The sequence below is a fragment of the Nonomuraea solani genome, assembly GCF_900108335.1.
GTDB classification, from domain to species: domain Bacteria; phylum Actinomycetota; class Actinomycetes; order Streptosporangiales; family Streptosporangiaceae; genus Nonomuraea; species Nonomuraea solani.
The window spans coordinates 16,246-32,744 of sequence record NZ_FNVT01000038.1 but is presented as its reverse complement, the minus strand read 5'-3'; the positions used below and the strand labels follow the sequence as shown (position 1 = coordinate 32,744).

The 16,499-nt window shown below is 65.5% G+C and carries 9 protein-coding genes; 3 read left to right on the top strand and 6 right to left on the bottom strand.

Annotated elements, in window-relative coordinates:
* Nucleotides 1-2: 2 nt before the first annotated feature.
* Together C4V41_RS57380 and C4V41_RS57370 are read right to left on the bottom strand one after the other, a co-directional pair.
* Entirely contained in the window at nucleotides 3-2,147 is a 2,145-nt protein-coding gene (locus C4V41_RS57380; RefSeq protein ID WP_103964492.1) for a S8 family serine peptidase, read from the bottom strand.
* Nucleotides 2,148-2,782: 635 nt separating this feature from the next.
* On the bottom strand, nucleotides 2,783-3,679 hold the full coding sequence (locus tag C4V41_RS57370; protein WP_103964491.1) for an Ig domain-containing protein: 897 nt from the start codon (nucleotides 3,677-3,679) through the stop codon (nucleotides 2,783-2,785).
* Nucleotides 3,680-3,713: 34 nt separating this feature from the next.
* On the opposite strand from C4V41_RS57370, the gene C4V41_RS61440 reads away from it, so the two are divergent.
* Entirely contained in the window at nucleotides 3,714-4,037 is a 324-nt protein-coding gene (locus C4V41_RS61440) for a hypothetical protein (protein WP_146104224.1), read from the top strand.
* A gap of 142 nt (nucleotides 4,038-4,179) precedes the next feature.
* Nucleotides 4,180-5,196 (top strand): integrase core domain-containing protein, encoded by a 1,017-nt coding sequence (locus C4V41_RS57360; RefSeq protein ID WP_200824981.1) that lies wholly within the window; start codon nucleotides 4,180-4,182, stop codon nucleotides 5,194-5,196.
* Nucleotides 5,197-5,845: 649 nt separating this feature from the next.
* On the opposite strand, the gene C4V41_RS57355 is transcribed toward C4V41_RS57360, so the two are convergent.
* From C4V41_RS57355 to C4V41_RS57340, 4 genes are read right to left on the bottom strand one after another with little or no spacing between them, the layout of a single operon-like run.
* Nucleotides 5,846-8,572, bottom strand: a complete 2,727-nt coding sequence (locus C4V41_RS57355; protein WP_103964489.1) for a pPIWI_RE module domain-containing protein — start codon at nucleotides 8,570-8,572, stop codon at nucleotides 5,846-5,848.
* Complete coding sequence (locus C4V41_RS57350) at nucleotides 8,569-12,294, bottom strand: pPIWI_RE_Z domain-containing protein (RefSeq protein ID WP_103964488.1); 3,726 nt, start codon at nucleotides 12,292-12,294, stop codon at nucleotides 8,569-8,571. Before C4V41_RS57350 ends, C4V41_RS57355 begins: the two co-directional genes overlap by 4 nt.
* Nucleotides 12,295-12,303: 9 nt before the next feature.
* On the bottom strand, nucleotides 12,304-13,230 hold the full coding sequence (locus C4V41_RS57345; RefSeq protein WP_146104223.1) for a pPIWI_RE_Y domain-containing protein: 927 nt from the start codon (nucleotides 13,228-13,230) through the stop codon (nucleotides 12,304-12,306).
* Nucleotides 13,227-14,954, bottom strand: a complete 1,728-nt coding sequence (locus C4V41_RS57340; RefSeq protein WP_103964486.1) for a PD-(D/E)XK nuclease family protein — start codon at nucleotides 14,952-14,954, stop codon at nucleotides 13,227-13,229. The genes C4V41_RS57345 and C4V41_RS57340 overlap by 4 nt, the downstream gene beginning before the upstream one ends.
* 108 nt (nucleotides 14,955-15,062) lie before the next feature.
* Here C4V41_RS57340 and C4V41_RS57335 point away from each other — a divergent pair, with 108 nt between their 5' ends.
* Nucleotides 15,063-16,376: a serine/threonine-protein kinase gene (locus C4V41_RS57335; RefSeq protein ID WP_103964485.1), complete on the top strand. Its 1,314-nt coding sequence runs from the start codon at nucleotides 15,063-15,065 to the stop codon at nucleotides 16,374-16,376.
* The last annotated feature ends 123 nt before the right edge of the window (nucleotides 16,377-16,499 follow it).

The window sequence follows — 16,499 nt, the reverse complement described above, 5'->3', positions numbered from 1 at the left end:
AGCTACCGGATCGCTACGGCCTTGACGGTCCACGCCACGCCGTACCAGGTGGCCGCCCGGCCGGAGAAGCGCCTGATCCGGAGGTCGTACACCTGCCCCGGCGTACCCAGGAACTCCACGAGCTCGTAGCTGTTGTCCCAGGAGCAGCTGGCGCACACCAGCTCGCCGTCCTGGTCGAAGACCAGCAGGTCCAGGTCCACCGCCAGGTGCGTGGTCAGCCTGCCGGCGACGACCTGCGGCCTGCCGTCCCAGGCCAGGGCCGCCCGCACCCGGGGCGCGAGCAGGCCGGCCGGCACCCGCACGCGGTAGGCGAGGCTGGCCATGCCATTCGCCCCGAAGTCCTGGGTGCGCAGGGTGCCCACGTCCCAGCCGCGCGCCGAGGCGCCGGCGCCGGAGGAGCGCCGATCCCGCGCGATCTCCAAGCTGTTGTAGCCGTTGAGCGCGCCCACGCCGTCGGAGCCGTCCACGTGCGCGGCCAGGTCGTCCTGCCAGGCGGCCCCGGACGGGTTGCGGTCGGCGCCTGCCAGGAGGATCGCCCTGCAGCCTTCCGGCCAGGACCGCAGCACGCTGTCCTCGTCCTGCAGCAGCGCCGCGCAGCCGGCCGCCGCCGGAGCGGCGAAGCTGGTGCCGGTGAAAGTGAGGCCCGCCGCGGTGACGCCGACGCCGTTGGCCGAGAGTTCTGGCAGCTCCCGGTCCGCGTGGGGCGACAGGGGGTTGCTGAAGACCGAGTTGCCCGCCATCGCCATGGCCGTGTCGTCGTGGTTGCCGATGGTCAAGCCGTTGTACCCCTTGTGGTTGACGTACTCGTCCTCGATGGAGTCGGCTTCGGCCTCGGACTCCTCGTAGTTGCCCGCCGCCTGCACGATCGTCGGGTACGGCCCGAGCAGCGCCAGGTAGTCCTTGTAGAGATCCTCGTGGCCCGGTTGACCGTGGTCGGTCGCGGCGGGCAGGTGGAAACTCTGGTTCACGACCGTGCATCCCTTCCTGCGTACCGCCCAGCACAGCGCGCTGAGGCTGTAGTCGTTGGCGGAATACAGGCTGCAGTCGGGCGCGTGGCCGTGGGGCCTGTCGGGCTCGGTGTTCTTGATGATGGCGTGGGTCAGCCTGGCGTGGTCGGTCAGGTCCGGAGGGGGGTGCAAGTAGGCGCCCGCGATGTCCAGGTACTTGTCCTCGTCGGGCCCGGCTTCCCACACCGCGACCCGGACGCCGCCCCCGGTGCGGTGCAGCTGGGTGTGCGCCATGTCGGTGCCGGCCAGCTGCATGGAGATGTCCAGGTCGGGCACGCCCTTGGTCTCGTACAGGTACGCGGCGGTGACCACGTCGCGCCGTACCAGCTTGCGGATGGCGGCCGGGTCCAGGACGGCGTAGACGACGGGGGCGTGCTCGTCCGGTGTCGCTTCGCGGTCGTACCTTCTGACGACCCGGAGGAGGCGCTCGGTGAGGCGCCGCACCTCATCCTCCAGGCGTCGCTCGTGGAGGTGCGACATGTCCGCGGCTGTGCGGTCGTCCCCGTCCGGCTTGACGTATTCGGCGAGCCCGGCGGGCACCTGGGTCCAGAACGCGACCGGGATGCGGCCTTTCTCCTGCATCCGCCGGTCCAGCGCCTCGTGGATCTTCCCGTAACGGCGGGCCCTGCGCCGGGCCACCTTGGCGAGTTCCCTGTCCGCCCGCACCTTCCTGCCGCACCTGTCGAAGGCCAGCTCCACCGGCGTGTCCGTCGTGGTGTCGAGGGCCTTGAACACGTCGATGTACCGTCCGCGCCGGCGCAGGGAGAGCGGCAGCCTCCCGGTCTCCAGTCTCCTCAGCCAGATCCTGGCGAACGCTTCCACCTTGAGATGATCGGGGATCCGCGCCCTCGTGCCCGCCACGATGAACGGCACCTCGAACGGCTCCCCCATGCGGTTGGAGGTGGCGTCGAGGATCTCGCCGACCACCAGCTGGTGCCGCCCCTGGGGAAGGTCCCCGAGAGGAACCACCACCGCCGTACGGCCCTCGCCGGCCAGCTCGACCCGGACCCGATGGCCGCGTATCCCGATCGACGCCTGCGCCGCCGGCCCATCCATCGGCTCCGCCGCGGTGACGGTGAGAGGAGTGCCGGGCTGGAGCAGCTGCTCCGCCCTGATGTTGACGCTCACCTGGTTCGGCATTCCGGCTCCCTGGGGTGAGTCCGATGGCCCCGGATAGAGGATGAGCCGTCCGGGGCTGACGATCCAGTCACAACCTCCTCCCCATGCCGGCCGTGGCGTACGCGGCGCGTCAGGGAGGACTGCGCCTGCCGACAATTCCGTCCGGCCAGGTCATGGCCTTGCGGAGCTCATGGTGCGGGGGCGGTCTCCAACGCCAGGGGGACGGCATTGACGTGCGGCATGATGATCGGTCGTGCTCCTCCGCCTGGCCTATCTCGCTGTCACGAACGCTTTCGCCGCGCTACGGCTGCTACCGATGAGTGATCGGGACAAGGACGCCTGGCCGGGAGTGTTCCGTGCTCGGCCTGCTATCTCCAGTGCACGATGTGGGAGTGGCACAGCCGTTCCTTGCGGAGCAGGGCGCCCCGCTCCGGACCGCCTTCGGGCAGCGCGTCGAAGGATCCGACATCACCGGCCCGACCACCAACTCAATAATCGGCCCAGAAGCCAAACGAAGGCAGACGTGTTCACGGCGTGTGTCACGGGTTGCTCCTCTCCTACCCGTACCGAGTGGGATCGGAGAGGAGGACCGACCCGGGACCGCGGACAATACGCGCCGTCGCTTTTCCGACAGAGTTTCCGTTGGGGGCAGAAGATCAGCAGGTGGTGCAGAGCTCGCGCCGGACGCGCCAGGTGAAGGTGGTGCTTGCCTGGCCGCCGCCGACGGCTGTGACCGTGACGTTGTAACTTCCTACCGTGTGGGGCTGGCCGGTGATCCAGCCGGTGGCGCCGATGGTCAGTCCGGGCGGCAGACCGGTCGCCGACCAGGTGTAGGACCCGCTCCCGCCGGTGGCCTGCATCTGCAGCATCACGCTGTCCGGGAGGAGCGTGATCTGGGTGCCCGGGTTGACGACCGTCATCGCCGGCGGGGGCGTGGGGATATCCGGCGGCGGGCAGTCGAGCAATACCGGATCAGACCACGTCGATCCGGTGATGAACTCCGGAGACCCCGACAGGTATTGGACCGTGGCGGTCGCCCGGCCCGAGTAATAGCCGGACTCGCAGAACGCGCCCGGGCTGGGGGCGCCGATGCCGAACAGGGGGGTCAGGGTGGTGTTCTGCCAAACCTCGGTGCGGCCGCTCACGGTTACGCCGGGGCCGCCGTTCAGCCCGTGGTAGAGCAGCTCCACGGTGAGGTCGATGCGGCGCACGGGACCGTCGCACTGGACCGTCGCGCTGTAGTTGACGGTCTTGGCGTCGGTCTTGCTCGGTGGGCTGCCCGGCGCGACCCACCAGCAGTTGTGGCCGTCGGGATCGGCGGCGGATGCCGGGGTGGCGTCGATGCGGCGCGCTGGACCGTCGCACTGGACCGTCGCGCTGTAGTTAACGGTCTTGCTCGGTGGGCTGCCCGGCGCGACCCACCAGCAGTTGCGGCCGTCGGGAACGGCGGCGGATGCCGGGGTGGCCAGGCCCAAGAATGCGATGGAGAGGGCAGCTGCGACCAGGGTCAAGAGGAGGCTGGATAAATTGCGATGCCACAGATTCACACGCATCGATGGATGATCTCACGAGACATCGGCGCCGACAATGGGTGAGCCCGGACCGGGAGGTGGGCCGGGGCGTGCACTCGAAGACAACCTGCTCACGCACAACTGCGGCGGGGTGTGTGTCCGGGCCGGCCGGGAGCGGTGGCTGCCGACCCTTGTGACGCTCCCTGGTCAGAACGCCGAAGCCGAACGTGAGGAGCAGCCGCCCAGTACCGACCAGATCCGCGAGCACGTCCACGCGGGCCGGCACGGCGCCATCGTTACCCCGTCCTCCGGGAACCACATCCCGGAGCAGGGGGTGTGGGCCGCCGACTCCGGCATCTTCGGCAACTTGTACGTCGGTGACGAGGCCTACATGGACTGATTGGAGGAGCGCGAGCTCCGGCCTTCAGCAGGGGGAGACGCGTGCGGAATGATGATCGACCGTGCTTCGCCTGGTCTGTCTCGCCGTCACGAACGCCTTTGCCGCGCTGCGGTTACCGCCGATGGGCGATCGGGACTAGGACGTGGAGATACGCGCCCTGCGCCATCGGATCACCGTGCTTGAAGGGCAACTCGGTGCCGATGCCAGGGTGAGATTCGCGCCAGAGGACCGGGCCTTCCTCGCCGCGCTGCTGACATCGCTGCCGCGTGCGGTCCTGCGCTGGGTGCGGCTGCTCGTCCGGCCAGCTACCGTCTTGTGCCGGCACCGCGATCTGCTGAAACGGTGTCACGCCCGTAGCCGCCGGCCGAAGCGTCGTGGGCGTCCACCCACGGTCCGCTCCATCCGAGTCATCATCCTGCGCCTGGTTCGCGAGAATCGGGTATGGGGATATCGGCGGGTGCACGGCGAGTTCACCACACTCGGCATCAAGATCGCACCGTCCACGGTCTGGGAGATCCTCAAGCAGGCAGGGCATGAACCGGCACCCGAGCGGGTGTCCACCACGTGGGCCGACTTCCTGCGCTCGCCAGCCGACGCCCTGCCGGCCTGTGATTTCATCGAGACCATCACCGTGAACGGGCGGCGCCAGTACACCCTGGCGATCATCGAGCACACCGGCAGGCGGATCCGTGTGCTGGGCATCACCGCGCACCCGACCGCGAGCTGGGTCGTCCAGGCGGTCAAGAATCTGGTGATGGATGTGGAGCAGGCGGGCTGCCGGGCGCGTTACCTGATCCGAGACCGGGACGCGAAGTTCCCGGCCCTCATAGACGAGATCTTGTCCGAGGCCGGCATCCAGACCGTGCTCACCGGTATCCGGATGCCGCGCATGAACGCGATCATGGAGCGATGGGTGCAGTCCTGCCGCCGAGAACTCCTCGACCGCTGCCTGATCTGGAACGAACGCCACCTGCGGCACGCCCTGCGCGAGTACGAACGCTTCTACAACCGCCATCGAGCCCACCAAGCCCTGGGCCAAGCGGCTCCGCTACGCACTGTCCCCGATCCGATCACGGATCCCGAGCAAATCATCGACCTGAACATACGTCGGCGAGACCGGCTCGGCGGCATCCTCCACGAGTACTCACATCCGGCTTGACCTGCACGGATGAAATTATCAGCAAGCGCAAAGATGATCGCTTCGATGCTGCGTCACAGTTCCACGTCGCTGGCGGAGAACACGTACACGTCGGTGCTTCCGGAGCTTGCTCACGAGGCCGCGGAGGCGAGCGCGGCGTTGGTGCGGAGGGGAGCGTCCGGAACTGGCGGTCTCCCTTCGGTCTCCCAAGGGAGGTCTGGCGACCCTGCGGATTCTGAGGGAGAGGTGAAATTCCTGGTCAAAGGGGTTAAGGGTGGTAGGGTGCCCGGGGCTCGAACCCGGAACCTACGGATTAAAAGTCGACAGTCCTCGTGCCCGGCTCTGTCGTTTTATGATCGGATGTGCCGCTTTGGTCATTGGTGCCATCATCTGAGATGTCCGAGAATGGCGGCCAGTGGTGCACCGTACTACATGCTGAAGAGCATCCGACGAGCAACGTCAGGGCGGGCGCGGTTCCTAAACCGTTCTCATTTTGCCCTTCCTTCATCTCCGCGCGACAGCTGGTACTTGGTCCACGATCGAAGACGGGGGCGTGAAGCTCGAGGACGAACCTAGGCGTGCCCCAAACCGTCGTCACACGAAGTCCTACAGGCACCGCGACGCCGACAGCAAACGTCCCTTGGGATCTCCTCCTCGGTCTGCGCTGCGGTCACGCATCGTCCTTGGGGTTGGGAAGCACATACTCCACGGCCTTCTTCGCTAGGTGAAGAGGGAAGGGAAAGGCCAGGGGTGCGTCGATATCGGGTGCGTGGCGCAACTGGTGGACGCAGGCGGCCCACTCGCCGGGTTCTTCGCCGTGTTGGCAGGCGAGGACCGCGATCTCCAGCAGATTGGGGTTGAAGGCGTTCTTGTCGGTGTCCCGGACTTCCTTGCCCGTCCGGTCAGTCCGCACACCCTCCTTCCGTGCCTTGATGGATGCCTTCTTCGCGGTGCCGGGTCTATCTGTGGAGCTGTAGAAGACCCGTTCGCCCTGCGCCTCGGTGAGGGGCCAGAGGCCGGCCGGGATCCCGTGGTTGCCGTCCGTGGCGTACCACTGAGGGGTTTCGTCGCGGCTGCTGTCCCTCACCCGCAGGAGACGCAGCCGGTTCCCCCAAAGGGCGACGGGTACGGGGTCACCGTCGTCGACCCAGATGTGATCCCGCATGACCATGCCGTTGTTCAGCCATGGCCAACCCCCACGGAGATTCTGCCCATGCACCATGAAGAGCGTCGGCCGATCGCGCAGCTGCGCCAGTAGCGGCCGGAGAAAGGCTGCCGTCCTCCTCTGCAAGTTCTTCTGCTCTTTGTCCCACTGAGAGAAGGAGCTCTGGGTACCGTCTTCGGCAGCTTCGTCGTCGGCCGCGATCTCGTCTGCAGAGGCGTGGGAGTCGACGCCTTTGGCCAGCCATAGCAGATACTCGGGATAGGGTGCCCAGCGGCGTTCGTCCGCGATCCAACCCGACACTCCGCGTACGCCATCCGCCGGACGCACCCTGATGGCGAGCAGTTGCCGGATGGCCTGGCGGGTGGGGCCGTCCTTCCTGCGTTTCGCCATCCATACGGCGACGTACTGCAGATCCCCTGGGAATGTGTCCACGAAAGTGTGCCGCGGAACGCGTGAGGCTCCGAGCTGTCGAAACGCGTCGATCCACGCCATCTTCGCGCGGTGGGGACGGTTCTTTATCAGAGCCTTATCGACGGCGGTTTGGAGAAACTGCGTAATCACTTCGGCGTCGGCATAGCCCAGCCGGACGGCGAACTTCGAGTCAGAACGCTTGATCTTGAAGTCCTTCTCGATCTCTACCAGCGCGACTAGCGGCCTGGGTCCTTTCTCGTCGTTTATGGCGTCCGCGATCTCGCTCCGCCGCTTGGCGATAGCCTCGCCCAACTGTTTATTGCTGGGTGTCTTGGTGGCGCTGACCTCCAGCGCGGCGCCGATGTCCCCGGTGGACCGTACTTGCAGGATCACGTCGAGCTCAGGCGTTCGCCAAGTGTGGGTCTCGTCCGCGCTGTCTGGAGTGGGCAGGTCGAGCAAGCTGCTTAGAGACGTGATCAGGGCGTCGCGAGTCGCTTCTTCCTGCCAATGGACGCGGGCGACCAGTGGCGCACCCCCGAGTGCATCCCGGAGCAGTCGACGTCGTTCGACGGACTCCCTGGCCGCCTGCTCTGCCTTCTTGTGTTCCAGGATCCGCACGCGATCGGCCTCGGCTGCCTTCCTGGGCGCGAGGATTTTCTTTGGGGCGTTGGATGGCTTGGTGGGCCAAGGAGCGCGACGGCAAGCGGGCGTACGGGTGAACTCAGGGGAGATTGCCTCATCGATCCACGCCATGAGCGGCACTCTGTCCGCGGACATGAGCCCGGCGCCCACCCCGTGGGTTCCCATGGTTGTATGGTGCGGAATACCTGCCCTGATTCCCGCGAGTCCGTCCAGGTATTTCCTGGGGTTCCTGCCGAGATCCGCTGCGTCCACCGCGGAGCGCACCAAGCTGGCTGCTGGGAGCAGGTCGGGCCTGTCGATGGCCCGCCACGTGTGCTCGGCTCTCCTGGAGTCGTAGCGAAGCCGGTGGATCGCGATCCGGGTGCTGTCTCCCGATACTCCGGGCCACTGCGTGTCGGTGATCACATGCACGGACGCCGACCGGCCTGCTGTGTAGACAGTTCCCTGGGCGTTCACTTCGGTCACCCAGCGCCGGACGCCCGTTCGCACGTGTAGCCGGAACTGTGAGGTGAACGGCACGGTCTGCACCGTGATGGTAATGACGTAGGAGAACAGCGCCCCTGGAGTTTCCGACAGATCGCCACGCGGGGGCCAGGAAACGAGTTCCGCTCGCCGGTCGGTGGTCGGGGTCTCGAGAAATGACCAGGGACGTCCGCCTGCTCCCCTGAACTCGCCACGTCGCCGGATGAGGCGGGCCACGTAGTCGGGAAGCAGGTGATACAAGGGTGGCTCGGGCTGGGCGGTCTCCCCATCACTCAAAGTGCGCCCGGCCAGATCGGTGAACTTGGTCCGCCATGGCAGAGCGGTCCTCATGAGTAGGCCGTAGGCGTGTTCACGGAGGTCCTCCTCCCCGCGCATGCCCAGGAGCCAGACTCCCAGCAGCCCGCGGACGATCCGGTCGTCCACGGGGTGATGCGCGTAGAGCCAAGGGACATCGTCTTCCATGGAGACCCGCCGGCCCACCGAGATCACATCCGGTGCGGCCAGAGGAAGGAGCGCATTGAGCGACCTTATGGGAAAGGTCTTGACCTGATCTTCAGGAGTGTCGGCGAGCCCTGACCGGTGGGCCTTCGCGAACGCCCCCCGTAGCTCTTTCGGGACATGCAGGACCTGGAAGGGCTTGAGTAGTGAGTTCTCTGAGGGCTGGTAGGCGGTCAGGGTGATCGATTCGTACGTCATCGCCACCTCCTCTCGTCGCCATGGAGGGGGACGGCCTCAGGAGACCGCAGCAGAAGCTTTTTCAGTCCGTCGTAGAGCGGCCGGTAGAGGGCGTCCGCGAGATAGATGTTCGCTTCGGTGGCGGGAAGCCGGTGCGGAGGAGCGGGACGGCGTTGCCACTCCGGCGCGTCCCCGAAGTATGGGGCTAGGACGTCCCGCATGCTTACCAGAAGACTGGAGCGCGGGTTATCCCTGCGAAGTCCGGCGGCGCGCTGTGGAGCGAAGGCCGCGTCCACGAAGTGGACACGAGCACCCACGCCGCCCCGGGTCAACCGGCCGATCACCTGCCACATCACTACGAGCAGGTCCCACGTGAGGTACTCGCGGTCGGCGTCGCTCAGTCGCTTCCACATCAGCTCCCGGTTGGCAAGCCAGTGCAGCTCCCTGCGCGCCTGCTTCCGCCATTCCAGGCCGGCGGCGTCCAGCGACATTGCGCTCTGGACGACTTGGTCGAAGGTGCTGCCGGGACGGGTACGGCGGACGGTCAGGTCGTTGAGCGCGTGGATGAGCACGCTGACGTCGCTAGGCGTAGGGAGGGGACGGGCCAGGAAGTAAACCGACCCGAAGAGCGCCTTCTCCTGATCATTTAGAATGTTGTGTCCGCGTTCGACCGACTGGAGCGGTGCGACAAGGATGGTGTACTTGGTCGCGCCGAAGGTGGCGAGGTCGCCGCGACGGAGCGTGGGAGCGTCTCGGCTGCTGTCCTGGTCGTGGCGCAAGACGTCGGAGGCTTCTTCGTCATCTGAAATGAGGACGCAGATTTTATCCCTCCACTCTCGGCAGCTTTGGAGAGCCCGGCCCGCTTCTTTGGCGTCTTTGTAGCTGCCGGTGAGTATGAGCAGATGCTGACGGCTGGGCGGTAGCTTTCCAAGTTCTTGCGTGAACCTGGAACGCCCGCCTTGGTCCGCCGGATCTGGATCGGCGAGGCCGCGAAGCATCTTCCACAACACGTCGTTCCGATTGAATGACGTGCCGGAGAGTTGCAGAGGTCTCATGGGGTCCCGTGGTGAGGCGTTCTCGACGGCGTCATAGACGAAGGACGTGAACATGGAGATCTTCGGGATGGAGAGCTTCCCCGGCTCCTCTACGCGTGCCTTGGCATGCAGCACCGCTTTCACCGGCTCGGAGAGGTGATAGCGGGTGGATGCGCCTGCCCAGCTCGTTCCGGACATCAGCACTACGTTGGGCCCATGGCTGCCGTCCACGTCGTGCAGAGTAGGAAGGACGGACAGAAGTTCGCGGCCCACCCCTGTACACCGGATGAACCTCAGCTCGCCCGTCTTGGCATAGACGTCCCTGGCGTCGGGGACGAACTGGAACGCCAGGATGTTGCCCATAGGGGACTCGGGGATCACCGGAGCGTAGTCGGTCGGGGAGCTGTGGTAGAGCGCGTTGGCGGAGGGATCGAGATTGAGCGCGATCTCCACTCTCGGCCAGAGCGTCGTCAGTAGGTTCAGCCGGTCATGCAGGATCGCCACGAGTAGCGTGAACTCGAACCTGCGGCGTTCCCGACGGAGCTCCTCCTTGACGTTTTCCCTCACCTCAGCGTTCAGATCCATACCGGAGAGCTCATCAGGGTCACGCAAGCCTGCGAGTTGGGCCAGAAGGGTTTTAAGCTCCTCGGCCACTCTCGGGCTGCCCGGCCTGCTGGTGATCAGACGTCGAGCGAGCTCCGCGAGCTGGAGCGTTTCCCTGGCCGGCGCGTCGTCGGAGAGTTCGGCCTCGTCGTTGTCGCCAACGGGATCATCACGGAAGCCATCGAGCACCTTCAGGATTGCTTCGCGTCGCTTGTCGCGGGACTCCTGAGCGACGCCAGGGTCCTGGCTCAGGTAGGCCAGCAGCTTCGCGCTCGCCTCCTGCCTCGTCTCGTGCTTAGGGTTCGCCCACTCGGCTGCTGACGGAATCCGGTCGGGCAGCCGGGTCGCGGGCCACTGGCCCACGAGCTCAAGCTGGAGCGACCAGACGGTGAAGAGATCCGACCCCAGCCACTCGCGAAGTTCGTCGTCACTCACGATCATGGCGTAGATGCGATTGGCCGCGGTCGATACAGTGTCCAGCGCGGCGGTCCATTGCTGGACCATCTCGTTGGAGAGTTGTATGCGGCCTTCGCGTGCCAACTCGGCGACATTGTGCCGGTTGATCTCGTCCAGCCAGGAATCGTCGCCCCGCTTATACAACGTCGCGGTCGGGGCAAACAGGTGATCCAATCTGATCTGGACCTGGTCGGCTTCATCGACGATCAGGAGATCCGCGGTCCTGCAGGCCAGCTCCAGGTAACGGATGCGTTCAGGGTTCTGCTGAACGGGCACTGACGAGACCGTGAGTGCCTCCGGAGTAGCGACCCAGATGGTCGCCTCACGGAGCCCTCGTGCGGCATCATGCCTCGGACAGTGACTCCAGATCGGACATCCTCGCCGGGACTTCCGCTTTTCCTCACCGAGATCGGCGGCGACTTCGCCCGCCAGGGAGGTTTGGTCCAGCGGGATCAGCCTCTGGCATGGAGCCTCCAGGTACGGCAGCGGCCCGTCCGCCTCCGCGCCCCGCAACGCGCTGAGCGGGCAGGCGGTGCTCAGGTAGGCGAACGCGGCATCCTGATGCAGGAGGGGCAGCGGAGAGACCTGCCGGAGCCGCCGGTGCAGCCGTCTGGTGTGCTGGTCGCGGGTAGATGCTCCAATAAGGGGGATCGCGTGCAGTCTGTCCCAGCCGGTGTACGCCTTGTCGCCTTCCTTGATTTTTCGGTCGGCGGCCTCACGCAATTTGTTGAAGCCCTGTGCCACACGGAGCGCCTCGGCGACGTCACCGACGACGAGGACGACGCGCTGTCCCAATTCGGCCACGGCGTGTGTGGCGAGGATGTCGCGCAGCGTGCTTTTGCCCACTCCTGGAATCCCGATGAGGTTGAGCAGGCCGTTGACGATCAGGCGATCCGCTTTGGCAAAGCGCCCGCTTACCTCGTCCAACGTGGAGAGCTCCATCCCGAGATACCGTGATTCCCAGTCGGTGAGCGCCTTGGACTGGCCCTGATTCGGCTGGTCGAGGTTCGCCATCTTCTTGGCGGTCTGCCGCAGCGATTCCACGGGTTGGTTGAAGGGCTTTCGGGGGTGCTGGGCCTCCAAAGCGAGACGGGAGTTCACCGGAGGTGGAAGGTTTTCAGGGATGTCGATGTGCTGAGCGCCAATGGTGCGCCCATGGAAGAGATGCGGACCCGGTTCCGCGATAATGATCCGGCTCGTGCTGAAGGGTGGCGCAGAACTCAGAAGGGCGTCGTACACCTCCAGGCGATGCGCTGCGAGCGATGGTTGTCTCTGAACCGCCGGCCAGGCCAGGCTTTCTGCGAAATCGTACGCGCGGTGCCGCTCGGGCAGGTGCCGGTACCGCAGCAGGGCGGAACGCCAGACCTCCCGCCGGTGCATGGACTCCAAGTGGTATCGGGCCGCGCGCAGGATTTGGCGAAGCCTGTCGTCCGGGCGGCTCGCGACAAGACCCCGGGCCCGGGAGAAGGGATACCCGCCGAACAAGGGCCATCCGTCGATGGGAGCGAGTTGCGGGCTGACCAGTTCGATGACACGGAGCCCGAGCTCGACGGTGTAGTCGAGCCTCTTGCTGAGGTCGTCGTATTCGGCGGCTTCCGCAGCAGGTATGGCCGACAACGCCTCACGGAGGTGGTCGCGAAGGTTACGCATGCGAGTCTTTCAACATTCGACGTCCCTGAGCGGACTTGAGGCTTGGCGGTTGGAGCCTTCCGAGGCACGGAGCCGGGGGCCTGCGATGACGAACTCGCGGATCGGCCGGGCGGCGTGGTGGAGGTTCTCGGCAACGTGACGCACGTCGCCGATCAGTACGTTGCGTCGGCCACGACACTTCGTGGTCTCGCACTGCCAGCGCTCTCCGGAGCCGCCATTGATGGGCACCAGGACCAGGCCGCAGTGGCCACAGACAGCTATCTCGTCTGCGGAGCTGAAGTACCGCTCGTGAACACGGAGGTAGAGAATGTCGATCAGCTCGTCGGTCACCTGGAAGCCGCCGATTCGCTCTAGCTTCAGGAACGCGATCTCCTGGCTGGACAGGACGGGATGGGCGATCAGCCACTCGCGCAACTTCGGGAAGCCACCAGGGTGGCCAGCCTCTTCGTAGAGTGCACGAGCGTCCAGCAGGGCGAGCCGCTCTAGGCTTCTGTCGGCTGCGTCCGGGTGAGTGAACTCCAGGGAGAGCCTGAGGCAGAGCTCCGACGGCCGGATCGGATCGAGCTCGACGAGTAGCCCGGTCAAATCTTCGTCGTCGGGGAGGTTGAGGAACGGCCATGCGTCTATGGGGCTGCTCCAGCAGAGGGCCATGAGATCGGCCAGTGTTCGGGGACAGCTCAGGCGGTCGCGGTAGGGCGTCAGGTGATATCCACCTGGATGCCTCAGCACGCCGATGAGGGCGATACGGTCGAGCACGTACTGGGCCAACGGCGGATAAGGAACGCTGAAAGCCTTCTCCTTCGGCCAGTCCGCCAGCTGCGCCACCGTCGCGGCCACCATGCCGATGATGCGCCGAGACTCGGCCTCGTTGTAGGCCTCGCCTATGGCATGGTCGAAGGCGGTGGGCGCGGACGAGGGGTATGGGAGGTCCGTCATGGAGCGCTCCGGTCCGGTCTGTGCCTCGGTGAGACCGGGCACCATCGCTGGTAGGAGCAACGGCTGCAGGCCTTCTCACTGGGCGTCGGGAGACATTCCTCGTCCGAATGCCAGCTCCGAGTGAGGCCGTGAATTATATCTTTGGCCCGTTCCTGAACCGATGTCGAGTTGGGGTCGACCACCCGGATATCGGGTCCAAGCGGTGTGAGTAGTTCCAGCTCGACGGCGGAGCCCGGGCCCGCGGGAATCGCCCCGGCCTTGAACAGGAGTACAGCCAGCGCGAGCTGCGGGTACCAGGTCAGTAGGTTGGCACCATCGGTCACGAAATCGCCTACCGTGGTTTTCAGCTCGCGATACACCCACGAACCGTCGCGCCGGTAGAGGAGGTCTGCGTCCGCCACGATGAGAACATCCGCGTGCCGGTCATCGGCGGCTACCGTCTGCTCGGGGTACGCAGCGCTGTCGGGTGCCGTGTCCAGAAAGGGGCACACCTCCAGGTGTGCCGCGAGCATCGCAGCTCCATGCCGCGCGTGCTCTCCTTCCAACGTCCACTGGCCCGCTGACCAGACATCAGGGTTCTCTGGGAGGTCGCCTGGAGCGCATGGCCTTGTGGGTTTCCTGCCATGGAGCAGCTTCAGCCACGCGTGGACGGCATCGCCCCGGCGTACGAACGCAGTCTTCTCGGACTCCTCATCGGGTGGGAGACCCAGTGCGCGGAAATGTGCCTTGGCGGGACAGTCGCTGAAGTATCTCCCGGTCGTTACCGACCAGATCCGTCTTGGGCGAGACGAGTCACGGATGTCCAAGAACCCAGGAGCGCTGTGCAGCCGACGACACTCCGACCGGACTTTGCAATCAAGGCAGTCTCGTCCCGCGATCTCCGTGCTCGGACGGCGGAGTGCACTCAGGGTTTCGGCGGCCTCCGAGACGAAGAAGGCTTCGGCGGCTTCGGCCGTATCGTCGTAGAGCACCCGCGCTAGCCCGTCTATGCATCCGATCTCCACGAGGCGGACCCGGTTCGGGAGCGCGGCGGCAGAGGACGAAGAAGTAAGGGGAAGGAGCGGAAACGGCTTGCCACCATGGTACGGGCCGGGTTCCCTGTCCACGACATCCCGGTCGACGCACGATCCAGTCGCCAGCACATGGGCGGCGGTGGCCAACTCCGCGTCGGCGCGTCGCTTGGCGCCCGCCCTGCCCATGGCCGGGACGCGGAGCTCGCGAATGGTGTCGCCTCCGTGGCGATAGACGTAGCCGCGTCCCCACGTGCAGAGCTCCCAGGTACGGGAGTTGACGACGGCGTCGCTGGATGGATACTGCCGTACCCAGGGCCCGGCTGGCCGGAGGCCGGTCGCGGTCTGGAGGTGATGGTCCTCCTCGAACGCGCGAAGGTAGTTGAGCACCGCGTTATGTGTCCACGTCAGCAGCCCCTCGTGTAGTGGGGGGATCAGTTCGCCAGCGATGTCACGCGCCGAGTCGCTGCGGAGGGGAAGGCGTGAGAAGGCTTCGTCCAGCGATACTTGGTGGTTTTCGAAAAGTTCGAGAACGGCATTGAAAGGTGAGAAAGCCATACTGGCGAGACGCGAAAATTTTTTTCTTGTCACCCGCTTCACCGAGTAGTCGGTTTTGGCCGCCAGGTAGGTCGGACAACTCTTCTGAGAAGTCGTGGCCGAGCTGCTGTAGACACGGATGACGGCATTGTCGTGCTCGTGGTTCGACGGGCTCATCTGACCTCCGGGGGCGACAGGTTAGCATAGCTTTTGCTGTACATAAGAGCCGATTAAGTTACCGGTCACAGGCTTTTGTGCTGCTTGGGCAGCCGCGCAGGAGGTGTGGTGGACGTCGGGGACAGAATCCAGGATCGTTTCGAACTCAAGCGCAGGCTGGGGCGCGGAGGGATGGGCGACGTCTGGCTCGCGTGGGATGAGGACTTCGAGCGGAAGGTCGCGATCAAATTCATGATCGAGAAGTCCGTCATTGGTGAGACTGATGTGATTTCAACGGAGGACTACCACGACCTGCGCCGACGATTCGAACGGGAGGGCCTGGCGACGGCTGCGCTCGATCACCCGGCGATTCCGGCCGTTCACCACCGGGGCGTCTGGAGCGGCTCCTCGGGAGGGGAAATGCCCTACCTTGTGATGCAGTACATCGAGGGCAAGACCGTCGAGGAACTGCAGGAGGAACGGGGCGGCTTCCTTGAACCGGAGGAGGCAGCATGTCTGGCTGTGCAGTTGTGTTCGGCGCTCACAGTGGCGCATGACGCGAACGTCGTGCACCGTGATCTCAAACCGGCGAACCTCATGGTCGGCCCCTCGGGAATGATCAAGATCATCGACTTCGGCGTGGCGTTCATCGTCGACTCCGAGAAGTCGAGGATCACAAGGAGCAGGTACTCCAGCCCGGGAACGAGTGGATACGTGGCGCCGGAGGTTCTGAAGGGAGCCAGCCCGGGAGGTGCGGCGGCCGATCTTTACGCGCTGGGAATCGTCGTATACGAGCTGCTGGGGGGACCTGTGTTTCATGCGGCCACAGCTACGGACCTCGACGCCGCGCATCTGTACAAGGACCCGCAGCCCTTGTGTGAACGGAGGCCGGCGGTTCCGCGAGACCTGGGTGAAGTGGTCGATCGGTTGCTGGCCAAGGACCCGGCGGAGCGCCTCGTCGGCGCCCGCGAGGTATCGGCCCTGATGAGGAGGCATGTCCCCGTGACCGGTTCTCCGGGTATCGGTCATCACGTGGAGTTCGACGTCACGCTGCCGTTCAGAACGCCGTTCGCTCCGCTCGCGCGACCGGACGACAGTCTCCGGCCAGCGATGGTCGCCGTGGCGGGGGTCGCCATGTCGATGGGAGACGCGCAGCTGGGACATGCACGCGAGCTCTGGGACTCGGGCGACCGTGACGCGGCATTCCGTCTTATCAAGTATGTGATGGAGGAGGCGAAGCGGGAGCAGGGCGATGTGGGGAAAGGGGCTGAGCGGGCCTGGCGGCTCTACGCGGAGTGGCTCCGCGCCGCGGGGCGCAAGGGCGAGGCGGTCGGCGAGCTTGGCGACATGCTCCGGATTTTAGAGTCCAAATTGGGCAGACGGGACAGGAGGGCAATGGAAGTGCGTGAGCTGCTAAGGAAATACGAGTCGGAGAAAGAATGACGGGCGAGGAAGTCTGCCCGCCCGTCTTCGTGCTATCGCTTCGGCCGCTTCGGATTCGTGGGCCGCTTTTTCTTCGCCATAGCGTCTCCCGGTTCTGAGAGTTTCCGCGGCGAGCCGCGGAGC